Source organism: Maribellus comscasis, assembly GCF_009762775.1.
GTDB lineage: Bacteria > Bacteroidota > Bacteroidia > Bacteroidales > Prolixibacteraceae > Draconibacterium > Draconibacterium comscasis.
On the sequence record NZ_CP046401.1, the window covers coordinates 2,440,715 to 2,463,603 of the forward strand.

Genomic DNA, 22,889 nt, shown 5'->3' on the forward strand with positions numbered 1-22,889 from the left:
TTGTTTCTGCTGTTTTGAATCACCAAGGATAAAGGCAGAAACAAAAAACCAAACTTCTATCTTAAACCACCAATTCCGGCTCGTTTGCTTTTGACATTTCAAGCTCATTTTCAATCTTATCCTTAAGTGCCTCTACATCAATTAACAGATCATTAAACTGACCAGAAGCGTCGCTATTTGATTTTTTAACATTTTCGCCAATAAAATAATAGAAATCAAGATTTTCCTTCATTGCGATATCATAGTAAAATCTGAAATCCACAAATTGATCTCCAAATAATTCCAGAACCTTGGTCTTTTCTTTGCAGAAAAGATAGTTGGTTGAACCTGCCCCGCTAAAAGAGATGATTAAATCCGCATAAGCAAAAAGGTCAATCTTCTCCTGAAACGAAAGTTTACTCAAAACAACTGTTTCTATATTGTATTGCGCCAAGAGTTTACTTACTTCGTCCTCATTAACAATTTTTCTTGTATTGGCATCTTTCCGACTGATAAAATATCTTCTGGCCGTATTTTCAGGGATACCTTTGGGTGGAAACTCTTTCTTTAAAAAATCGATAATCCATTGGTGGATATGTCTGTTTCTCCCTCTGGCATAGCTTGGTGCCAACAGCGTATCGGCTTTGATATGCGGATACTTTTTGCCATCAATAATTTGTTCTTCTTTAACTCCCAGCGCTTTAAGGGAGTCTCTCTGATAATCGTATTCGATTGATGGTACATAAAACCAATCAACCTGATCAAAAAGACCGGACTCTTTCAGCAAATGTATTTTAGATATTGAATCTATTAACCAATGGAAATAATTGTCATACGATCCTCCGCCGGCAATAATATGGAAAACTGTTCCCTTAAAATACTTAAGGTTTTGAAAATACTTCCGCTTAAATATCCTGCTCTCCGAAATCGTTTGACTTTCGTCTAAAAGTAGATCCATTGACACATCGCCAATAAGCTTATCCTTTTCATCAAAAACAGCAATGGTCCACAACAAGTCAGAAAGAATACGACCATTTTTTATTTTCAAAATATACTTTGCAGATTCTTTTGCTTTCAGGTGATAGTCCAGGTAGCTTGAAGAAGCTTTTATCAAATTATCCGGAATATTTATCTCTGAAATTGTTTCGGGATAAATTTCATAATAAATCTTACCTTGTTCTGAATGTTTGCTAACATATTCATCTACATCGTTGTAAAAACCTTTTGGTCTGAATCCGTAATTTTTATAGATATAATTATAAAGGTATTTTTTAGTAAACACCTTAGTCTTCCATTTTATTCCTTTATAATTCATTTTTAAATTTTTATTTCGTTACTGACAATATTTTCTACCTGTTTTATCCATTAGCGGAACTATTGAGAAGCTGTATTATTTGAGTTTTGAATACAGCTATTCTATATAAACAATAACCTGAAATTTTGTTGAACTCTGATTTAAAAAAAAAATTCAACCATGGGATGCTTACCCCCTAAAATACCTTAGTTCACAAGCGGAATTTTTTTATCTTTTTTTTTCAAATTCATATAAAGTTTTGGCGAGACAACCCTCAAATGAATTGAAAGAAAATGCCGCAAAGCGACCAACACTCCATAATGACGATATTCAAACAAAAAGTAATAATATGGATGGGAACGCCCTAACGGAGAATAAAGGTTTTTAAGCCTGGAAGAAAAAGGAACTTCAGGTAAACACCATTTGGGTGGTGTAGGATTTATCTCGCAATAGCCACAATACCCCGCACTTGTAAAACATTGAATTCCTTCTTTTTTTGCACGTAATCCATAATCAAAATCACCAATTGAGTGCGGAAAAATTACATCCAGATTTCCCAATATCTTAAAAACAGATTGTGGAACAAGAACAAGATTTCCGTTAATAATAGAACAAGATTGAGGGTTGCCATCGGGCACAATCAGGTTTCCATCACTATCGCGCCCACCATAAGTAGGAACTTCCTGATGTTTTGATTGTACGGTTCCACATATAATCGAGTCAGGCTTCTTTTTTGAATTAGAAATTAAATCTTCAAATGCATTTGGTTTTAATTCTACGTCGTCATTCAGCCAAACGTAGTAATCGTATTCTTTTTTTTGCGAAGCTGTGTCCCAAGCCAGGTGCATCCCTTTATTCCAATAAAGATTTCCGTTGCCCTGAATAATATCTACCTGAGGAAAGTGTTTTTCAACTGCTTCACCTGTCCCGTCTGTTGAACCATCGTCAACCAAAAAAACTTCAATCTGATATCCTTTAACCGGGTTCACATTAAACAGAGATGACAGACAAGCCAGTGTTTTCTCCTTTCTGTTGTGACAGGTAATCAAAACTGCGATTTTGTAAAAGCTTTTCATAAAAAGATAAAATAAAATCAGGGTGTAAGTTTAAGAACAAATACACGGTATGCTTCAAGGTATCTCTTTTGAAAAATTGCCCGCGCCCATAATTTAACTTCGAGGTTATTCATTCTCCTGAAAGACTCGGAGAAACAAATACCAATCATTAACCAAATCACAAAATTATTTAAGTTGAATACATAAAAATCTTCAATCCAGGAATACAGCCAGCGAAAAGCAATAAATACACCAATAAGTTTGCTGAATATATTGTTTGATTTGTAAACAGCTAATGATGATGCCTTATAAAAAATCAGGAAGTATAAAATTACACCTATTATCCCATTCCACGTGAAAACATTGGGTATATTAGCTTCATTTCGTAATCGTTCTCTTCGCATCCCCACCTCTGTAACGGCGTCAGCAAATGCAACGGTTTCGTTTCCCCGGGCAGGAGTGCGCCCAAGCCACCAGTAATTATATTTCTGTGCTGACTCCAAAACCTCCTTGTAAATAAATGTTCTTGAATCTTCATTGAGCGACTGTTTCCCCGTATTTCCCTCTACTTTAAAATATTCATTTATTTGAAAAACATTAAATATTCCCGAAACGGCTAAAAAGAAAAGAACAAATGGTGCAAACAGAAATACTACTCTGGAAAATTTTAATATTCGAACGGCCTCTGGAAAAGCTCGGAAATAATAGAAAAATAAAAGGAGTAAGGGAATCCCAAACTTAAAAATGAGGCTTCGTGACGAAATATCAGCAAACATTGCTATTAAAGCGATAACCAGAAGTAAACTCTTCCATTGGATTTGAAAGACGGGGAAAAAAAGCAAAAGAAAACTAACAGGAAATAAATACCACCCCCAGGCTCCCAGCGGCAAAAACGGAAAAACAACAATCGCAAATATGAGAACATATTTCATATAAAATGACAAAATGGATTGTAATATTCTCCTGTTTGTTGCGGCAAAGACAACAACGGGCAGCAGTAAGGCCAACGTATTTTCAACAAGTCCCTTGTAATCCCAATAAGTTTCCGCAGCAAAAAAACCTCTGACAATACTGAATATATTCCATACTAAATACAGTTGAAAAATCAATATATATCTTCTATTCTCAGATTCAAACAACACGAAACTCGCAATACCAAAAAGCATCAAAATCAATATCTCAACCAGCCACCAAACAGATGTACTGCCAATAGGGGAGTATGAAAAACGCTGCACAGACAGCACCGCAATTGGTAAAATGGAGAAAGGTATTATTTTCGATAAATAGTATTTAAACATTTCACGTATTCAAAAAGGTTATTTTAAATAATGCAGTTTCCGGCGAAGTTGTTCAATCTGATAATACCCAAAAAAGCAATCGAACCTGGCGAAATGTCTCTGGAAATTAACATTAACAACTGAACATTAAAGCTTTACAACACTATCAATCAGTTATTTTTTAGATCAAAAATTTCGGAATAGATTTGATAAAGTCTGCTTGCATTTTGATCTTTCTGATGACGATTTGCCGCAACTACTTTACTTTTTTCTGAGATATGCATAGCTAATTCTTTATCAGAAAATAACCGGCAAATATTATCAGCCAACATTTCAATTTCTTCAAAACGATATAAAAGCCCCGTTTCTTCGTGAGCAATCATATCTGCTACACCTCCAACATAAGATGCAACGCAGGGAACGCCTAACAGTTGCGCTTCTCCAACCGAATTTGGACTGTTCTCAATTGCGGAAGGACAAACAGAGACATGAGAATTGACAAAACGTTTACACATCTCTTCTTCTGCCAAAGTCCCCGTAAAAATTATATGGTCAGACAAATTATTCTTTTTAATCAGTGAGTTGATATACTTTCCAAAACCAATAAGACGAAACCCAACATTGGTGAAAAAATTTGTTCCTGAAATATAAACCCTGGTTTTGGGGTAGTGCTTTAAAACAATCGGCAAGGCTTTGAGTAACTGGTGAAGACCTTTAATCGGGTAATGCCCCTGACTTACAAAAATGCTGTACTTTTCACAATTTTCGATTGACCATTTATTTTTGTAAAAAGCCGGGCGTAAAGTTTCATTACAAAAATGATACGTGCCATCGGGATTTAGTGCCCATGCGTGTGCCTTATCCCATGATGTCCGTCCAATAATGTGATTCACTTTCTTCAATAACGCTCTTTCAAAAGCTCCACGTTTTCGCATATTTTTGTGCCAGGAAAAAATCGTATCCATCCGCGCTATATCGCGAAACGTGATTGTTTTTAACAGATCCTTCCGGGGAATATTCCCAAAATAATACCGTTCATATACGCTGACTAAACCCTGTATGGAAACTACCAGATTTTCAGCCCCACATGCCCGTACAAAAGAGTAAGAATGAGGGAATTCAGTTCCATGCATATGTATAACATCCGGTTTAACCTCTTCCTTTATCTGACGCCAAAAACGGTCAATTTTATTTTCTGAAAATTTTATATTTTCCTGATATTCACCAGGAATTATATAATGATGTGGAACTCCTTTCTTTTTTATTTGCTGAAACCCGCTTCCCACAATAAAAGATGCTACAGTTAAATCGATATCACCATATTTTTCACATAAAGTTTTTGCTGCAGAGTGCACCCATCCAACATTTACAGGAGCATCCATCTTTAGTTCTTCATAAACTTCAGGGAACGGTGATTTGGTAATCCAAAGTACTTTCATATTTTTTATCACAATAAATCCTTCTCTATTTGAAATTGAATAACAGATGAAGAATTGAAAACCTTTTAAACAATTAAATCAACTGATATAAATATTTTACAAACTATATTGTATATCTTCTTACATCTATAAGATGCTCTTTAAATTTTTGAATATTTTCATTTGGCAGGCTTATCAAAGTTTCATAAGACCCGTTAATAAATGCTTGTATTTGCTCAACATCTTCCCGCTTTATCACATTCAAATTGATATCTTTCCCTATTTCAACGGCTCTGTTATCGACAGCCAGAATTAATGTTCTTATATTATTCTGAAGAGCTCTTGCCCCGGCGTGCAAACGTGTTCCAACATAATCAACCCCTCCTTTTTTTAGCAACATGTCATAAGCTTCCAAAGTAGGGGGAATTATTTCAATGTTTTGAATTCCGTCTTGTATTTCATTCAGATAAACGAGATCGTCATAACTTTGTAACCACAAAAAAACTGTATCGTAATTTCTACTCAGTATTTCGAGCATCCTTTTATCATCAACACTGTTTCGCTTGTAGAATGTTAATGTCGTGACTACTTTTCTTTCTTTCGTTTTTTTAATTTTTTTACATTTTTCGGGAGTAATTTCCCAAAAAGTCGGGCATGTTGTATTTAAAACATTTCTAATTCCAATACTGTTTAATTTTTCTACAGTATAATTGTCACGAGCCGAATGAATGAGTTCGTTATTCAAAACTGAACGGTAAATTTTTGCCGTGTAATTATTTATCTCGTCCTGATACTGCCACCAGCCACAACCAATTAAAACAACTTTATTTTTGAGGAACCTCTTATGCGAGTTATCAATCTTCCATTGGTTCCTCGTTTCCAAATTAGATGACAACAAATTGGTTCCGGACACAAAAAGCAAATCCCGTTGACTCATTGACAACTTAGCGTCAAAAGAGGTATGAATTTGTGTAGGAAAATTAATAAATATGTCTTTTTCGAATATTTTTCTAAGTACTTTATAAACACTATCATATATAATCAAATCTCCTAAATTCAAACTTCCGATTGCCGGATTCAGAATACCAAAATCACGATAGGTTTCTTCCTTCTTAGGTTCTTTCTGATAAAGCTTTTTATAACTTCTTAAGTAGCTTTCACAATAGTTCTTGATGTATATTAACTGCTTCATTTAATCGAAACTCCTTTACAATTATTCTCTATCCGCTTTAACAATTTCTAATACTTGAATACCCTAAAGATTCTTCTATACTTCAGAATAATAACTTTTTGATGATAGAACTATTAATTCCATATTTCCAATATATTCCTGAATGAAGAAAGAGAGAGTTCTTCTTCCGGCTTTTCAATATAACATAGCGGTGTTTCTCCGTAAAAAGAAGCCCAGCCTGTAAAAGTAGAAGGCGGACCAAAAATATAATCAGAAATACTTAATCCATGCAAATCTTTTGTTGCAGACCCGTTGGGGACAGAAAAACAGTCGCACTCCGGAAAAGCTGATAAATCAATTCTCTCGTTACTTGACAGGAAAAATGCTACGGAACGATCGGGAAATATTTTTTTAAAATTCAACATTAAAGAATGGTACTGTTCATCTGTATAAAAATATTTACCATCCAACCATTCCCTGTAATCACCACGCCTGATATGCACCCCGCAAACTAAATCATGTGTTTCCTTTGCTTTATTAAAAACTGACTCCACTTCACCTGTTATTTTTGAATCGGGGGTAAATATATTTTTGAGTGCCCCCCGATGCTTTAATCTGTTTGAGCTCTTAAAAGCTCCAATTGGAGCGTTGATAAAATTTACAGACGGAACAAGTTTAAAAGACAAAGCAAATAACTTCAAACTATATTTATTTCCTAAAATATTTCTTAACCCGTTGATATAATTTTTATAACCAAAAAGCTTCGCAATTCTTGAAGAATAAAAAGGAAACCTGATAATTCCTGAATTTTGCAGGTTGGGATAGTCTTTAATTGTTATATCTGGAGAAAGAATAACTATTTTTTCTCCGGACTCCATACTCTCTGCAAAATAATTGGAATAAATAAACATTTTATTGCATGTCTGGCCTGTTGCATTCAGTATAATCATACTCACTTTTATTTAATAAATTCTAAAAAACTTATTATTTTCTAAAAATTAAGCATAAAGTCTTTTTATTCTTACTTTCCGTAGCGCTGCTTTAAAAGCAGAAAGAAACAATTGCTTTTCATTCTCTTTTAATCCAATCAAAAACATAAACAGAATAAAAGCAACTGAGTTCGTAGCAACTACTATTATTAATCGTTCTATCCCTGGCGACATAAAAAACAATGGTATGCTGGCAAGCCCGATAGAAATCGCAGAAGAACTAAAACAACGAGCTACAACATTGATTAAAAAATCTTTTAAAGAAAGTCCTCCAAACCGTTTCAAAAAATAAACGCTGCTAACAGATAACGCAGCATACATAAAAATAAAAATAACATACAGAGTTTCCGGCGAGGCTCCAAGCTTAAACAACAAATAGCTGACAGGAAGAAGCATCGCCCATATTATAGAATTCCAAAAACTAAATTGTTTAATTTCTCCTACTGCCTTTATTGCCGTTGGAAAAGTTACTGTCAACTGTATAACAAACATTGCAATAAGTCTTAACCTGCAAAAAACAACTGCGTACTCAGGTACATCTTTTAGCCAAACACCTAAAACGTAAGGCATTTCCAATATTGCCGGCGCAGCAAAAAAAACGAGTAAAAAGTAGGACAGTTTATTCCCTGTCATAGAAGCCTGAAGCATTTGCTTCCTGTTTTTTCCTCCCTCACTTTTCACTATCACAGGTTCCAATGCCTTTAGCATCGTTGTAGAAAAGGCCATAAGCTGACCTGAAACCTGAGCGGCAATTCCCTGTGCTGCATTTACCAAAACACCAAAAAACGTATTTAATATAATTGAAATGCCTTGCATGGTTATGATGCTTGCCCCACTATTCAGTAAAGACCACCCGGCAAAGCCTGTCATTTCTTTAAAAAGAGATTTGTTACGGTACTTTCTAAAGTTAATTTGAACCTCAACATACTTTCTGTGGCAATAAATTCTTTTCAGAATTAACAGAAAAATTGAAAGCGCCGCCATCGCCAATCCATAAAGTACCAGTTTATCAAATGAGGTGTATGTTATATAAAAAGCAATAGCCAATTTTATTACAGCTTCAACAATACCAAGAATCGCTACAAGCAGCATATTTTCATGTGCATTGATGACTGCATCATACGGGACTGAAATTATGGTAAAGAAAGTACTTACCAACATAAATTGAAAAATCAGTTTAGCAACAGGTAAGCGCTCAGCCGGAATTTTAAGTATCCCTTTAAACAGGAAATAACCGGCAGCTTCAAGCAAAAGAATAACTATAACGGCTATAAGAAAATGTAATATTACGCTGACATTAAATATATACTTTTGCTTTTCCAGATCTCCTTCTCCCTCAGCGTACGACATAAATCTCTGTGTCGCACTCGTCATTGCCAAATTCAGAAAAGTTAACATGGCAATAGCTCCACCTACTACATTAAAAATGCCAAAATCTTCGGTTCCAAGAGCAGCTAAAACCAAACGAGTAACATAGAGTGAAATAAATACTGTAATTGCCATTCTGGCGTATAGAATACCTGTATTTACAGCAACTCTCTTTGCAGCTTCCATAAAAAACTAAATTATTTTACCTGTTTAAAACTCGTCTTTAATAAATTATTTCTCTTTTTAGAGACAAATTTCATAACAGGTATAAAGTGACCGGGGACAACAATCTTTAAAATTTCCATATTAATAAATTTGGGAACAAACATCATAAGCTGATGATTCGAAATAAATCCGCATTAATATGAACTCATAGGTAGGAACGCCTAAAAAAGGCGTTCCTATTTCTATTAAATTTTAAAGCTGGTTGTTACTTTGAAACCTGGATCTTAATACTTTCCCTGTTTATACCGTTCTGCAATGTTATTACATAAAGTCCTTCGTTTAACTGATTCCCGTCAAACATCACACTTACCGGAATATTTTTCTTTACATTCTGATTATACAAAGTAAGTGCTTTCTGCCCCATAGAATTATAGACATCAACGGTAGCATTTCCGTCAAAATTTGGATTAAACGAAAGCGTTGCATTTCCTCTAACCGGGTTGGGATAAACTGAAAACTCACTAAATTCAAGAGAATTATCAATGACTGCTGATTTTTCTGATGATTCGTAGTCGTCACAATGTGTTGGTCCAAGCTCTCCATTGTTGTAATCATCAAGCAATTCTCCCAAAGCTATAAATTGATCTCTGAGCACGTCTCCTCCCCCAAGTGCAGCAATATCTGCAGGGGAATATGTATTAAACAAACTCGTCGCGTCTAAAATTGCAGTTACAACCTCAGAAGGAGCATACGAACCGTTTAAAACGTTTAACGCGGCAGCCATATACTGGTGAGCAAGAATATAATATGCATTTCCTTTAGGCTGTGTATCAAATACTTCAAGCCATGTTTGCCCCGACAAGAAAAATACAGTACCAGGGCCGGAAGGTAGTTGATCCCATGTTTCATCATATTTCTTTTTTGTAGGATCTGCATGTGTTTTCCAATACCCCTGGGTTAATGTACATCCCTGATCAAAAGTTGTAGTTAAAAGTATTGCGCTGGTAATAAAAGAATCTCCGTTTTTTGTATCAATTCCGTTATCCGGATTTGGCGAATACGCAGAAACCACAACCTCAGTAACATTACCTGGCACGTTGGGAATCGTTATTGTTTCGATGTGTAATAGCGCCCCCTGATTATTATCATCAAATTCAACATGGGTAGTAGCCATTCCACTTGGTGTTACGTCAATTATAGAATATCTTCCATCAGCATTAACATCTGAAAATGGCATTGATATTACAACATCACGAGGCGAAAATGAAAATGGAATGGTAAAAGTATATTCCAGAGGATCCACTGATCCATTTCTAAATAAAAATGCATGGTCGCCTTTTGCCTCGCTATGAATACCAGAACCACCTGTGCGATATACATATGCTGTAAATGAAACAATTTCCTCGTTTGCATCAACATTACCTTGTTTGTCCAATGTGATTCCTCCTGCATCCACATCGTTAAATGTGGTGGTATAGTAACCCCATTTTTGACTTGCACCATTTAATACAGGTGGTGCGAGATCAGTTTCTGCCAATTGAAACTGAACAGTGTCCCACTCATTACTGTCAAAAAACTTAACCGATGAGGGAACAGCATTTTCACGGAAAATGCCAGCTGCTTCAACAACAACATGGTCAACCGAACCCGGGTCAGGGATGTAAAGTACAGGATTGTCAACATCTTTTACACCTATACCAATTAATTCAATAACCTGGGCTTGTGTCATTTGGAGAATACTGAAACTTAACAAAAAAGAAAGTAAAAATTTTTTCATCGTTAATAATTTTAAAATGAAGTTTAAATTTTTTTAGTAAAATTTTGGAATGTTAGGAAACATTAACCAAACAAGAGACTCGAAGCAGAGTCTTGTCTTTACCTCTGCCATTTAGCGCTATTAATCAAACCTTTTGAACATAATGCTTTACATCAAAAGATAGGTTGCCCCCCCCAATCTATACTACTGTTTATGTCTACCAAAAACAGGAGGTAATATCTTTTATAAAACAGATAGTAAAATGCTTTTTGCGTCTTTTTTGTAAAGGAATGAACCAATAATTTGGTTAAATGTAACTTTGGTTTATGTATAAAAAGAGCCCTGATTAAAAATGAAATTTTATACTGGTAGGGAACCAGAGGTTTATTTTTGTTTAGCTTGTCAATTGACTGAATATCTTCTTTACTGAGCTGAAAATCATATATATCAGCATTAGATATAATCCGTTCTTCTTTTACCGATTTTGGAATTGTGGGTATTTTTTTCTGGACATTCCAGCGCAGCGTAATTTGTACAGGAGTTTTTCCGTATTTATCGGCCAATGCACAGATTTCCTCAATATTGTTTACCTTTCCCTGCATAATGGGTCTCCAGGCCTGAAACTGTATTCCTCTACTTTTACAATAATCATATAATTCGGGTTGTAATAGCTCAGGATGATACTCTACCTGATTTATTGCAGGAATCACTTCACTAGTCCTTAATAGATCCTCAAGGTGGTATTCAAGAAAATTACTTACACCGATTGCCCTAATCCTCTCTTTTTTGTACAATTCCTCCATTGCTTTCCATGTTCCAAGCGAACGTTTTCCACGCGGCCAATGGATGAGATAAAGGTCGAGATAATCGGTTTGCAGTTCATCAAGACTTTTTTCAAAAGCTGCTAAAGTTGAATGGTATCCCTGATCCTCATTACGTACTTTCGAAGTTAAAAAAACTTCCTCCCTCGGGATAGAACTCATCTTTATTCCATTTCCAACTCCTCGCTCATTTCGGTACGCTGTTGCTGTATCTATTTTTCTGTAGCCATGATTTAAAGCAGTTTTCACCGCATTCTCTACTTCGCCCCCAACTTTAGCCTGAAATACTCCCAGCCCAAATAAAGGCATCTCCACCCCGTTATTTAATTTTATTCTTGTCGAAATATCCAGTTGTGTTCCATTTTCTCTAAAACTCCCCATAAAAGTTTACTTATTTTAATATTTTACATACATATTATTTCCGGAGCAAGACCCATATTCGACAAACTATCTCTGATTTCGTTTCTGTAAATTCCGTTCATTATAATTACAGTGTCAGGAACATACTCTTTCAAAAACTCAGGATTTTTATATTGTATACCTATTCCCGGAATAAAATTACCTTGTATATGAGGGTTTATATCAACTACATGTTCAATTACATTAAGTTTATTAAAATGTGTCAGGAAACCAACTGCTTTGGAGCCTCCACCCCACATGACTACTTTTTTTCCTTCATCCTTTTGCATAAGAAGTCTTTTTTCCCACTCTTCAAGCTGGTTATTGATGTTGACAACAAACTGATCGACTAATTGTTTCAATTCGTGCACAGCCTCTTCTTTAGGATGCGTATTACCGACAACCTTTTCATTTGACGGCTTTGCTTCAATAAACAGATACTGGTCATCGTATTCGACATAAATATCAATTATTTCGAATCCGTTGAGTCTAAAAAGTCTGCCCAATGATCCGGCACTAAAATATGAGCAGTGTTCGTAAAAAATATCCCAAAAGGCATTTATTTTTAATATTCGAACAATGCTTGGCACTTCAAAAAGAACAACAACTTCTTTATTATTCTTAATCGAATTTCTTATTGTACTCAGAAAATTACCGGTATCATGAATGTGCTCTAGAGTATGTCTGCAAACAATAACATCGGCGGGCAGGTCTCCGTGCTTTTCAGAATAGAATTCTTTAATAAACCTGATATTCGGATTAGGTTCCGACCTCCCTGGGACATATGCAGGATCAATTCCTATCCCCCTGTTGTTTCCAAGTTTACAAATTAAATTTAGAAAGTCACCTTTCCCGCAACCTACTTCTATAACATCTTTACCGTAGATATCATATTTATCAATAAACCGCTGTGTAAAATCATTGATAAACTTCGTAAACGTTGGTGAAAACCCCTGCTGATCCTCATATCCTTTTGTATAATGATCTATGGTAGTGTCGAATGTACTGTTAAATACAAAACCACATTCTTTGCAAAATGCAAGAGTGATATCCTTTTTAGGAATTGCTACAGCTTCTTCAAAAGATTTTATTGTAACAATACTTTGAACGGGGGCATCTTTAATCAAATAAAAATTTTCCGCCCGGGTACTATTACAGTTTAAACATTTCATAGGTATTTAAATAATGATTAAAACTTCTACAATAAGTAAATTTTAATGTTTTACTTTTTATTTTTGTTTTGATCCTTAAAAAACAATTTTCCGGGCATAGAAAGCCTCAGCGAACTGAGTTGCTGATTCCATTCCCCGAAGACGAGGTAATGCTGAAAAAGTATCTTCGCTAAACCAATGTTTTGAATGCTGAGAAACAAAGCTCTTCATTAAAATCCCATTTCTCCTGTCCATCAAATCCTTGTCAACTTCAACAAAAAAGTTAGGATTTCCGATATCGCCGTCATATTTTGGTATTTCATATTCAAGAACCATATTATTTCTCCATGTATTCCATGTCAAATCGCTGATTAATCGATGATCCTGGTGTCTGTCATTTCGATAATGAGTAAAAATAATATCGGGATTAATCTCCTTTCTTAATCTTTCAAAATATTCTTTTATCTCCGCCGCATAGAAAGGTAAAAATCCATCGCGATAAGATTCTATCGAAATTTTCTTTTTTGAGACATGTTTTAGAAACTGATTGGCACTTTTTGTTGCCTCTTTCTTTCTGATTTCATTGGATGTAAAAACAACCCAATTTACACTCTCAATTTTATAGTCTTTAAAAATTTTTAACAGCGAACAACCAGCGCCAATCTCAATATCGTCACAATGTGCTCCCAAACAAAGTATATTTAAAGAGCTATCTCTTTTAAAGCTAATTGGGACCATGTTCAAAAGGCGTTACTTCATTTATCTGGCGGTCAAACCTCTCTTCTGCTTTTCGCCAAACCTCCCACGGAGGAGTTCCACTGGCATAGATATCATCAAGTAGCTTTTTATCTTTGAATGTATCCATACTTGCCCAAAAACCTTTATGTTCCCAGGAAACCAGTTTCTTCTTTTGAATCATCCTTTTAAATGGCTCTTCCACGAGATCTTCTCCGTAGTTTATATTGTCAAAAATTTCTTTTCTGAATATAAAATAACCCGTATTCAAATGAAGACCTGAGTTCCCAATCGGACTTATTTCATCCACTGTTCCATCCCTGCGTCTTTTAACCACATGAAAACTTTGGCTTGGCTGATAAACCATAAATGCAGCCGTTTTCTCCTTTTTCTTTGAAAACCAGTTAATCATATCGGGAAGATTAAGATCGGTCAGACCATCGCTGTAGTTTGCAAGAAACATTTCCTCATCCTGCAAATATTCACGAACCTTCATCAGCCGCATTCCAATATTTGCACTTTGGCCTGTATCTACAAATGTTATTTTCCAATTACTTATATCTGAACTTATCAACTCGATATTCTTTCCTCCGTTAGCATAAACAAAGTCATTCGATACTGTTTCGTCATAATTGATAAAATAATTTTTAATAACATCTGCTTTATATCCCAGACACAATATAAACTCGTTGTGTCCGAAAGATGAGTAATATTTCATTACTTCCCACAAAATTGGACGATATCCAATGTTGACCATTGGCTTAGGAATTGTTTCGGAATATTCCCTCAACCGAATTCCCTGGCCTCCACAGAATAACACGACTTTCATAATCTGTTGTTTTTTAAGGAATTAAACATTTAAATGTGATTTGTGAATTTTAAAACCAGCAAATGCAATTAGTCCAATACTTTCAGCTCCGGAATTGGTACTACGAACTTGCCTCCCCAACTCTTTACATAGCTGTGTTGCGCCATTATTTCTTCCTTCAAATTCCAGGGAAGAATAAGAATATAGTCGGGTTGGGTCTCTTTAATTTTTTCAGGATGTAAAATCGGGATATGAGTTCCGGGTAAAAAGTTATCTTGTTTGTGGGGGCTCATATCCACAGTAAAATCAATAAAGTCTGTTCGAACGCCACAATAATTCAATAACGTATTTCCTTTCCCGGGCGCACCGTAGCCGGCTACCGTTTTACCTTCACGTTTTACCTCAATTAAAAAATCGAGTAATTTCCGTTTGGTTTCTTTCACTCTTTCTTCAAATAGCGAATAGTATTCAAGAGTTTCAAAACCAAGGTCTTTTTCGCGTTGCAACAATTCTGTTACCCTGGCGGTAACTTCTTTACTGTCATCATCGGAGTGTTTACCAAAGATACGGATTGAACCGCCATGAGTAGATAATTCCTCCACATCAAACAGGGTAATTCCATGATGTGCAAATATTCTGTTTACAGCAACAAATGAGAGATAAGAAAAATGTTCATGATAAATGGTATCGAACTGATTTCCCTCGATAAGTCGTTGTAAATGTGGAAACTCCATTGTAATTACACCTTTGGCGGCGAGCATTACTTTCATTCCTTTTACAAAATCATTAATATCCGGAACATGTGCAAGTACATTATTCCCAAGCAGTAAATCTGCCTTTGCATATTTTCCCGATAACTTTGTCGCTGTTTCCGTGCCAAAGAATTCCACTTCTGTGCGAACACCTTTTTCTCTCGCAGCCTCAGCAACATTACCAGCAGGATCAATACCCAAAACAGGGATGCCGGCTTTATTAAACCACTGTAACAAATAACCATCGTTGCTTGCTATCTCAACCACCAGGCTGTTGGAACTAAATCCAAAGCGCTCGACCATCATTTCAGAATACTTTCTGGCGTGTTCAAGCCAACTGCTTGAGTAAGAAGAAAAATACGCGTACTCATCAGCAAAAATTTCAGTGGGAGTAGCAAATTCTTCAAGTTGCATCAACCAACAGTTATGACAGATATATGCATGCAACGGATAAAACTTCTCCATATCATTGGCATTTTCCGGCTTAACATGTCTTTGGCAAAGTGGCGACATTCCCAAATCAACCACACTGTATTCCAATTCACTGTTACAGAATCTGCATTTACTTCCCGATTTTTGTCTTTTTAGAGGAGCAACCATTACCCCGTCTGTTTTTATAAATGAACTGTTATTTCCCATTTGTGTATTTTTTTTAGACTTTTTACTAATCATTTTTTGCTTTCAACTTTTTACGGCTAAAGCATTTTTAAATTTTTGTTTTAAAGTATCTGTGATTGTATTAAACCCGAAGTTTTTCCTCGAAGTAACCCAAAGAAGTCTTGTTTTGTATTTTCTTTGACACCCTTTTTGCAATTGTTTCACCAATTGCCAACGATGCTGTTGCAGCAGGTGAGGGAGCGTTTAATACATTTAATACATATTGATCCTCATCAATCAAAAAGTCGTCAACCAAGCCACCATTACGATTACATGCCTGTGCCCTGACTCCAGCTCCTCCGGTTTTTAAATCTTCTGATTGAACTTCCGGGACCAAACGTTGTAAAGCTCTAACCAGTGCGGCTTTGCTATAAGATCGATAAAATTCACCCATTCCCATTTTCCAGTATTGTTTCATTACTTTTCTGAAACCTGGCCAAACCAACGATTCCATAAATTCATCGTATTTGAATGAATTTTTGTGGTATCCCTCACGTTTAAAAGCCCAAACAGCATTAGGCCCGGCTTCAATTCCTCCATGAATCATTCGGGTGAAATGTACACCCAAAAAAGGAAATTTTGGATCCGGAACCGGATAAATGAGATTCTTTACCAAATAACTCTTTTCTTCTGTTAACTCGGTATATTCGCCTCTAAACGGAATAATCCTTACATCAAGGTTCTTTTGGGTCATCGCGGCAACTTTATCGCTATACAACCCGGCTGTGTTCACCAGAAGTTTTGAAGTGTAATGCTTTTCCGGTGTAAATACGGTTACCTCACCTTTATCGATTTTAATACTGGTTACTTTGCTGTTTAACGCAATTTCACCACCATATCTTTGGGTGAAAATTTCGGCATACTTACTGCTAACTTCTTTATAATCGATTATACCGGTATAAGGAACATGAATTGCTGCAATTCCTGTCGCATGAGGTTCATACTCTTTAATTTGCTCTCCACTTATCTTTTTGATTTTGTCCAGGCCATTTTCTTTGCCCCTTTGAAAAAGATTCTCAAGACGAAGAAGTTCCTCTTTACCTGTTGCAACGATTAATTTTCCACATAAATCATACTTTACGTTCTCTCTGTCACAAAAATCAAGAAGCTGTTGATAGCCATTTCTGCAGTTTAACGCTTTTAAACTTCCGGGTTTATAATAAACACCGGCGTGTATAACACCACTGTTATTTCCTGTCTGATGGCGGGCAATTTTGTCTTCCTTTTCCAGGATAATGATTTTTAGGTCAGGATATTCTTCCTTCAACTTTAACCCGGTAGCAAGTCCAACAATACCACCACCAATAATTGTAATGTCGTATTTCATAGGATGAATAAGAATGGATTTGGAAATCCTTTTGTGGAACTTTAAATACTAAACTCTAATATTGTTCGGATAGCGTTGGTATATTTTGCCATTTCCAACTTAAATTATCGTCAAGTAAACTTTCAGTTTGAAGTTTGTTCAAAACTTTTAAACGAATAAATGAAGACTCTCTAAAATTGGGATCGTTAAAGCCCATTGTATTCAAATTTTCGTATAAACCGCGTATACTTGTTTCCAGATCAAAAACGGGCTGGTGATTTGGTGCAAGTTTTTTAAACAGATCAAAATTTACTTTGTATGAGCGTTTATCCGGCGGAGCATCCTGGTTTATCGTAACCTTACAACCTTCAACTACTTCCGCCACAGCCTCGGCCAATTCTTTTACCTGGTAATTCCACGAGTTGGTCCCGGCGTTAACAGCCAAAAATTTACCTCCGTTATCAGCGTCTCTTGTAACGGCCCAATCAATTGCTCTTGCCATATCAAGCACATTTATTAGAGGACGCCAGGGTGTTCCGTCACTTAAAATATCAATTCGTTTTGAAGAAACTGCCCCCGCAACAAAATCATTTAGTACTAAATCAAGACGCAGCCGGTTACTAAAACCACAGGCAGTTGCAAAGCGCAAACAAGTAATGGTAAATCCGTCGTCGGCAATTTTAAGAAGATCTTCTTCCGTGGCAATTTTGGAGCGGGCATATGCCGTTAAAGGATTTAAAGTATCTGATTCTACTTTTGCACTTCCTTCTGTAGCGCCGTAAACACTACAACTGGATGCGAAAACAAACGAGCTGACACCTTTTTCTTTTCCAATTTTCGCCATGCGGATAGCCGACCGATAATTCACATCCATGGTAACCTCTTCAAATTTGTTTCCCATTGGATCATTTGAAATAGCCGCTAAATAAACGATGGAATCTATATCATTCAGAATTTCGGGATCAAAATATCTTACGTCGCCAAAAATTTGTTTATCCAGCTTTCCTTCGGGTAAAAAAGGAGGGTTGGTCAAACAATGAGCAAAAAAAGCGATATCAAATCCAATTAATTCTGCATCAGGATAAGTTTCGCGCAGTTGACTCACTACGCCCGGGCCTACATAACCCATGTTACCGGTAATTAATATTTTCATAATTCTATTTTTGGGATTTTAAAATCTTATTTCGGATTATTATAATATGAAATCATTCTATTTTAATTCAACATAAAATATTGGCGTAAATGTTACATTCACCAAACCTTCCATGGTGCTTTTCCTGCTTCCCACAACCCTTCCAAAACATTTTTATCTCTTAATGTATCCATTGGTTGCCAAAAGCTATCGTGTTTATAAGCAAACAAGTTGCCTCCTTCTGCAAGTTTTTCCAGGGGCCCTTTTTCAAATACAGTGGAATCACCTTCTATAAAATCCATTACGCCTGGTTCCAGAACAAAAAAGCCCCCGTTTATCCACGCTGTACCATCTTCATCTCCTTTGGGTTTCTCTTTAAAGTAATTGATTTGCGTTTCTCCGCCATGGAGTGTAAATACACCAAATCGTCCGTGTTGTCTAACAGATGTAAGAGTCGCCAGTTTCCCGTGATTTTTATGAAACATGATCAATTCATCAATATTGACATCACTTACTCCATCACCATAGGTCAAACAAAACGTTTCGTCTCCGATATATTCTTTCACTCTTTTCAGACGCCCTCCGGTCATTGTATTCTCGCCTGTGTCAACGAGTGTCACATTCCATGGCTCGGAATTCATATTGTGAACTTTCATATTGTTGTTTTTCATGTCGAAGGTTACGTCAGAACTATGTAGAAAATAGTTTGAGAAATACTCCTTTATGATATAACCTTTGTAACCGCAACAAATGATAAAATCGTTGATTCCATAGTGCGAATATATCTTCATAATATGCCATAAAATGGGCTTGTCTCCGATCTCCACCATTGGTTTTGGACGGACACCTGTCTCTTCGCTGATTCGGGTACCAAACCCGCCAGCAAGTATTACTGCTTTCATAAAATTATTTGATTTTAATAGATATTTTTTTGGGGGGGGAGAGAAGAAAATTTTCTGGTTAAGAAAACTACTTCAAACATCAAAATTCGAAAACCTTAGTTTTAAAGACCCGTTTTGAATTTGATTACATTAACTATTTATTGAACGGATATATTATTAAACTTTCTTTTTGCTGAAACCTGAGAATGATACGGGTATCCGGCTCCTTCTTCATCAGTGTCAGTATCAGGTTCAAGAATTTTAACTTCGTCTTTAGAAATGTTCGCATGCAAACCAAGACCCATTGTATCAATACGAATCAAAATTCTGTACTGTCCGGAAATTTCCACAATCTCTCCTTTTAAACCTTTAAGAGGACCAACCAACACTTCTGCTTTATATCCAGGCCTTAACTTTTCTTTTGACACTGTAATATCAATATTATCCTGCCTCACCAATGTCTTGATATTATTTATCTGGTAATCCGGGATGGACTGAGGTCTACCGCCAAAACTAATATAACATACTACTCCGGGAACAGAAAGAACATCAAAAAACTCTTTATAACTAACCCTAACGAATAAATAACATCGAAACAATGGTTCCTCAATCCATTTTTTTCTGTCACTCCACTGTCTAAGAGATTTCCGAAGTGGCAAATAGCTTTCGATCTTTTGTTCCTGCAGATTTTTGAAAATTTTCTTTTCGCTGTTTACTTTAGTATAGATAGCATACCAAGCATACTCAGGTTTTTTAAGAATCATAATTACCTTATTTTTTATTTCTCGCAAACAACACAATTATCAAAGACAAATAAGTCAGGATATTGTTTATATAATTAGGTCAATCCCTCTTTTTCAGTTGTGCCTTTAGCGATTCATTTTCTAAACTAATTTCAGCAAACATCCGCTTCAAGCGCTCGTTGTCTTCTTTCAGTTTATTCAGTTTCAAAATGTCGTTGGATGAAATACGACCGTATTTTGCCCGCCAATTATAAAATGTTGCCTGGCTAATCCCGTGTTCTTCAATAATATCTTGAACAGAGGCTCCTTCTTCATACTGCTGAAGAATCTTGTGAATTTCAAATTCAGAGAATCTACGTCTAATCATTTTTCATTTTTTTTTATTAGTTACAACTGTATAAATAGATAACTGAGACATACTCATTCAGTATAGTTTAAACAACCCGTATGTGTTGGTTGCTCATGATTATTTTTAATTTAACTTACTTAAAACAGCAAATCAAAACAATACTTCGTCCTTTACATAATTATTTTAACATAATCATGCCTTTCTTGAGGATTATCACAGCTTAAAAAATTGGGATTTATGGGAGTTCAGGTTGGATCTTAACTGGAATAGTTTGGCTTTATTTTATCTTTTTTAATACAATTCTAAAAAATTTTAGAATCTACAAATTATTATAATAAATCGTGTTAACAATTCTAATCTTCTTGATTTCACTTCTTTTTCTTTGTATCTCCTTTAAACATTCAATATTTTTTCGTTTTCGAACAAAGGTATCCCTACGGTCACCCACATTTTTGTAACACTTTCAATTATTTAACCGTCAAAATTTTTAGTTCACGAAAAAAAGTTACGAATAAAAAATATACCTGACAAAAAAAAATATGTGCCTATTTAACTATAAAATTCTAATTTATAATCATTTATTCTAAAATAAACACATTTAAGTATTTATTCACAAGGAGTTAAAAACATTCTTCTTTTAATTTAGAATAAATAAAAAAAGCACACATAGTCTAATATTGGGACGATTTTTCCGCGCAGTGGACACAATTGAATTTGTAAATTACAAAAAAAAGCTCTTGTTACAACCAAAATACAAAACACTTCTCAAACAGATATCAAATATTATACTTCAACACATGAAGAAACCAAAGAATACTCACAAATTACTTATAATCAAAAAAATAGCACCTGCAAAAAACAGATGCCATTTACGAAACCAAATATCTTAAATAAAATCCAAATGAATACTACAAAGCTACTTTTTCTGCTTTAAAGTATTTGTAAGTTAAATTATTCTCTCCGTCCCTGCAGAAACATCAACTTACTATGAAATTCTACTATAACACACTGGTTTCTAAAAACATTTCTAAATCCTGCTCAACCTCCGTAATTCCACCAATCCCAAAATTTTCCATCAAAACGTTTGCTACATTTGGAGAAAGGAACGCAGGCAGTGTCGGCCCAAGGTGGATATTCTTTACACCCAACGATAGTAGAGCCAACAATACAATCACCGCCTTTTGCTCGTACCATGCAATATTATATGCAATTGGGAGATCATTTATATCATTTAATTCAAATACCTCTTTCAATTTTAGAGCAATTACAGCCAATGAATAAGAATCGTTACATTGTCCGGCATCAATTACCCGAGGGATTCCACCGATATCTCCAAGTGGTAGCTTGTTATAACGATACTTTGCACATCCCGCCGTAAGAATCACGGTGTCAGCAGGTAACTGATCCGCAAACTGCGTGTAATAACCCCGGCTTTTCATACGCCCATCGCAACCAGCCATCACAAAGAATTTTCTGATCGCTCCTGATTTTACTGCGTCTACAATTTTATCGGCCAATGCAAAAACCTGGGCATGTGCAAAACCTCCTGTAATTTCACCACTCTCAATTTGCTCAGGTGCTGCACATCTTTTAGCATGTTCAATAATTTCGCTAAAATCCTTCATTTTCCCGTCTATCCGATCTGCAATGTGAATAGCGCCTTCGAGCCCCGACGCCCCGGTTGTATAAATCCGCTCAGTATAACCCGCATTACTTTTGGGAGGAACAATACAATTTGTAGTAAACAATATTGGTCCGTTAAAACGTTCAAATTCTTCAGTTTGTTTCCACCAGGCATTTCCATAGTTTCCCACTAAATGGTCATATTTTTTGAAAACAGGGTAATAATGTGCAGGCAGCATCTCGCTGTGTGTATAAACATCCACTCCTGTTCCTTCTGTTTGTTGAAGAAGATCTTCCATATCTTTCAAATCGTGCCCGGAAATTAAAATAGCAGGATTATTCCGAACACCAATATTTACTTTTGTTGCTTCTGGGTTTCCGTATGTTTCAGTATTTGCAGCGTCCAGCAAGGCCATAACCTCAACACCGTATTTTCCGGTTTCAAGTGTAAGTGTGACCAACTCGTCAACAGCCAAATCTTCGGTTGTTGCAACCAACGCTCGTTGCATAAAAGCAAAGATGTCATCATTACTTTTACCCAGGTTCCAGGCATGTTCTGCATAAGCGGCCAAACCTTTCACTCCATATATAACCAATTCCCGTAACGAACGAATATCTTCATTTTCTGTACTCAAAATTCCAACTTCTTTCGCTTTATTTTCAAATTCTTCCACTGTTGAGCCCTTCCAGGCGGCAAAATCGGGATGATTTTTAGGAAGTCGAATATTGGCAGCCAGACAACGCGAATGTAATTCGCTACGCAGTTGCAAAGCTTTTATTATTCTTTTACTGAAACTCTCTTTATCAAAATTCGCATTGGTTATCGTACTAAAAAGACCGTCAAAAACAAACTTGTCGACTTTTGCCGGATTTAATTTTTGCACTCTCAACTTTTCATTGTACCAACTTATTCCCTTTAGAACAAACAATAAAGTATCCTGTAAATTGGCAACATCACTGGTTTTCCCGCAAACTCCCTTAATTGTACAGCCAATGCCTTTAGCTGCTTCCTGGCATTGAAAACAAAACATACTCATTTTTATAGTTTTTATTGATTTTT

General features: G+C 35.8%; 19 protein-coding genes. All 19 read right to left on the reverse strand.

Going from position 1 to position 22,889, the window contains the following annotated elements; genetic code table 11:
- Positions 1-61 precede the first annotated feature (61 nt).
- On the reverse strand, positions 62-1,294 hold the full coding sequence (locus GM418_RS09700; protein ID WP_158865525.1) for a glycosyltransferase family 61 protein: 1,233 nt from the start codon (positions 1,292-1,294) through the stop codon (positions 62-64).
- Between the two features lie 185 nt (positions 1,295-1,479).
- Positions 1,480-2,349: a glycosyltransferase family 2 protein gene (locus GM418_RS09705; RefSeq protein ID WP_158865527.1), complete on the reverse strand. Its 870-nt coding sequence runs from the start codon at positions 2,347-2,349 to the stop codon at positions 1,480-1,482.
- Positions 2,350-2,366: 17 nt separating this feature from the next.
- A complete protein-coding gene (locus tag GM418_RS09710) occupies positions 2,367-3,626 on the reverse strand; it encodes a hypothetical protein (RefSeq protein WP_158865529.1) in 1,260 nt (419 codons plus the stop codon).
- Between the two features lie 149 nt (positions 3,627-3,775).
- A complete protein-coding gene (locus GM418_RS09715; protein ID WP_158865531.1) occupies positions 3,776-5,044 on the reverse strand; it encodes a glycosyltransferase family 4 protein in 1,269 nt (422 codons plus the stop codon).
- A 103-nt stretch (positions 5,045-5,147) separates the two neighbouring features.
- Positions 5,148-6,215: a polysaccharide pyruvyl transferase family protein gene (locus tag GM418_RS09720; protein WP_158865533.1), complete on the reverse strand. Its 1,068-nt coding sequence runs from the start codon at positions 6,213-6,215 to the stop codon at positions 5,148-5,150.
- Between the two features lie 113 nt (positions 6,216-6,328).
- Positions 6,329-7,144 (reverse strand): O-fucosyltransferase family protein, encoded by an 816-nt coding sequence (locus GM418_RS09725; protein WP_158865535.1) that lies wholly within the window; start codon positions 7,142-7,144, stop codon positions 6,329-6,331.
- A gap of 48 nt (positions 7,145-7,192) precedes the next feature.
- The gene (locus tag GM418_RS09730; protein WP_158865537.1) at positions 7,193-8,737 is read right to left on the reverse strand and encodes an MATE family efflux transporter; all 1,545 of its coding nucleotides are present in this window, start codon (positions 8,735-8,737) and stop codon (positions 7,193-7,195) included.
- A gap of 244 nt (positions 8,738-8,981) precedes the next feature.
- The gene (locus GM418_RS09735; RefSeq protein WP_158865539.1) at positions 8,982-10,493 is read right to left on the reverse strand and encodes a T9SS type A sorting domain-containing protein; all 1,512 of its coding nucleotides are present in this window, start codon (positions 10,491-10,493) and stop codon (positions 8,982-8,984) included.
- A 152-nt stretch (positions 10,494-10,645) separates the two neighbouring features.
- The gene (locus tag GM418_RS09740) at positions 10,646-11,674 is read right to left on the reverse strand and encodes an aldo/keto reductase (RefSeq protein WP_158865541.1); all 1,029 of its coding nucleotides are present in this window, start codon (positions 11,672-11,674) and stop codon (positions 10,646-10,648) included.
- Positions 11,675-11,697: 23 nt separating this feature from the next.
- On the reverse strand, positions 11,698-12,864 hold the full coding sequence (locus GM418_RS09745) for a class I SAM-dependent methyltransferase (protein ID WP_158865543.1): 1,167 nt from the start codon (positions 12,862-12,864) through the stop codon (positions 11,698-11,700).
- Between the two features lie 75 nt (positions 12,865-12,939).
- A complete protein-coding gene (locus tag GM418_RS09750; RefSeq protein ID WP_217447752.1) occupies positions 12,940-13,533 on the reverse strand; it encodes a PIG-L deacetylase family protein in 594 nt (197 codons plus the stop codon).
- A gap of 34 nt (positions 13,534-13,567) precedes the next feature.
- On the reverse strand, positions 13,568-14,407 hold the full coding sequence (locus GM418_RS09755; RefSeq protein ID WP_158865547.1) for a sugar phosphate nucleotidyltransferase: 840 nt from the start codon (positions 14,405-14,407) through the stop codon (positions 13,568-13,570).
- A 68-nt stretch (positions 14,408-14,475) separates the two neighbouring features.
- On the reverse strand, positions 14,476-15,777 hold the full coding sequence (locus tag GM418_RS09760) for a class I SAM-dependent methyltransferase (protein ID WP_217447753.1): 1,302 nt from the start codon (positions 15,775-15,777) through the stop codon (positions 14,476-14,478).
- Between the two features lie 100 nt (positions 15,778-15,877).
- Entirely contained in the window at positions 15,878-17,122 is a 1,245-nt protein-coding gene (gene lhgO, locus GM418_RS09765; RefSeq protein WP_158865549.1) for an L-2-hydroxyglutarate oxidase, read from the reverse strand.
- A gap of 55 nt (positions 17,123-17,177) precedes the next feature.
- On the reverse strand, positions 17,178-18,254 hold the full coding sequence (locus GM418_RS09770) for an NAD-dependent epimerase/dehydratase family protein (RefSeq protein WP_158865551.1): 1,077 nt from the start codon (positions 18,252-18,254) through the stop codon (positions 17,178-17,180).
- Between the two features lie 98 nt (positions 18,255-18,352).
- Positions 18,353-19,135: a glucose-1-phosphate cytidylyltransferase gene (rfbF, locus tag GM418_RS09775; RefSeq protein WP_158865553.1), complete on the reverse strand. Its 783-nt coding sequence runs from the start codon at positions 19,133-19,135 to the stop codon at positions 18,353-18,355.
- A gap of 137 nt (positions 19,136-19,272) precedes the next feature.
- On the reverse strand, positions 19,273-19,878 hold the full coding sequence (locus GM418_RS09780; RefSeq protein WP_158865555.1) for a UpxY family transcription antiterminator: 606 nt from the start codon (positions 19,876-19,878) through the stop codon (positions 19,273-19,275).
- Between the two features lie 79 nt (positions 19,879-19,957).
- A complete protein-coding gene (locus tag GM418_RS09785; protein WP_158865557.1) occupies positions 19,958-20,224 on the reverse strand; it encodes a transposase in 267 nt (88 codons plus the stop codon).
- Between the two features lie 980 nt (positions 20,225-21,204).
- Positions 21,205-22,866: a hydroxylamine reductase gene (gene hcp, locus GM418_RS09790; protein WP_158865559.1), complete on the reverse strand. Its 1,662-nt coding sequence runs from the start codon at positions 22,864-22,866 to the stop codon at positions 21,205-21,207.
- Positions 22,867-22,889 lie beyond the last annotated feature (23 nt).

Excerpts from the sequence above, each read along its gene's own strand:
- GM418_RS09700 (WP_158865525.1), bottom strand. The coding sequence starts at position 1,294 with ATGAATTATAAAGGAATAAAATGGAAGACTAAGGTGTTTACTAAAAAA.
- GM418_RS09705 (WP_158865527.1), bottom strand. The coding sequence starts at position 2,349 with ATGAAAAGCTTTTACAAAATCGCAGTTTTGATTACCTGTCACAACAGA.
- GM418_RS09710 (WP_158865529.1), bottom strand. The coding sequence starts at position 3,626 with ATGTTTAAATACTATTTATCGAAAATAATACCTTTCTCCATTTTACCA.
- GM418_RS09715 (WP_158865531.1), bottom strand. The coding sequence starts at position 5,044 with ATGAAAGTACTTTGGATTACCAAATCACCGTTCCCTGAAGTTTATGAA.
- GM418_RS09720 (WP_158865533.1), bottom strand. The coding sequence starts at position 6,215 with ATGAAGCAGTTAATATACATCAAGAACTATTGTGAAAGCTACTTAAGA.
- GM418_RS09725 (WP_158865535.1), bottom strand. The coding sequence starts at position 7,144 with ATGATTATACTGAATGCAACAGGCCAGACATGCAATAAAATGTTTATT.
- GM418_RS09730 (WP_158865537.1), bottom strand. The coding sequence starts at position 8,737 with ATGGAAGCTGCAAAGAGAGTTGCTGTAAATACAGGTATTCTATACGCC.
- GM418_RS09735 (WP_158865539.1), bottom strand. The coding sequence starts at position 10,493 with ATGAAAAAATTTTTACTTTCTTTTTTGTTAAGTTTCAGTATTCTCCAA.
- GM418_RS09740 (WP_158865541.1), bottom strand. The coding sequence starts at position 11,674 with ATGGGGAGTTTTAGAGAAAATGGAACACAACTGGATATTTCGACAAGA.
- GM418_RS09745 (WP_158865543.1), bottom strand. The coding sequence starts at position 12,864 with ATGAAATGTTTAAACTGTAATAGTACCCGGGCGGAAAATTTTTATTTG.
- GM418_RS09755 (WP_158865547.1), bottom strand. The coding sequence starts at position 14,407 with ATGAAAGTCGTGTTATTCTGTGGAGGCCAGGGAATTCGGTTGAGGGAA.
- GM418_RS09760 (WP_217447753.1), bottom strand. The coding sequence starts at position 15,777 with ATGGGAAATAACAGTTCATTTATAAAAACAGACGGGGTAATGGTTGCT.
- lhgO (WP_158865549.1), bottom strand. The coding sequence starts at position 17,122 with ATGAAATACGACATTACAATTATTGGTGGTGGTATTGTTGGACTTGCT.
- GM418_RS09770 (WP_158865551.1), bottom strand. The coding sequence starts at position 18,254 with ATGAAAATATTAATTACCGGTAACATGGGTTATGTAGGCCCGGGCGTA.
- rfbF (WP_158865553.1), bottom strand. The coding sequence starts at position 19,135 with ATGAAAGCAGTAATACTTGCTGGCGGGTTTGGTACCCGAATCAGCGAA.
- GM418_RS09780 (WP_158865555.1), bottom strand. The coding sequence starts at position 19,878 with ATGATTCTTAAAAAACCTGAGTATGCTTGGTATGCTATCTATACTAAA.
- GM418_RS09785 (WP_158865557.1), bottom strand. The coding sequence starts at position 20,224 with ATGATTAGACGTAGATTCTCTGAATTTGAAATTCACAAGATTCTTCAG.
- hcp (WP_158865559.1), bottom strand. The coding sequence starts at position 22,866 with ATGAGTATGTTTTGTTTTCAATGCCAGGAAGCAGCTAAAGGCATTGGC.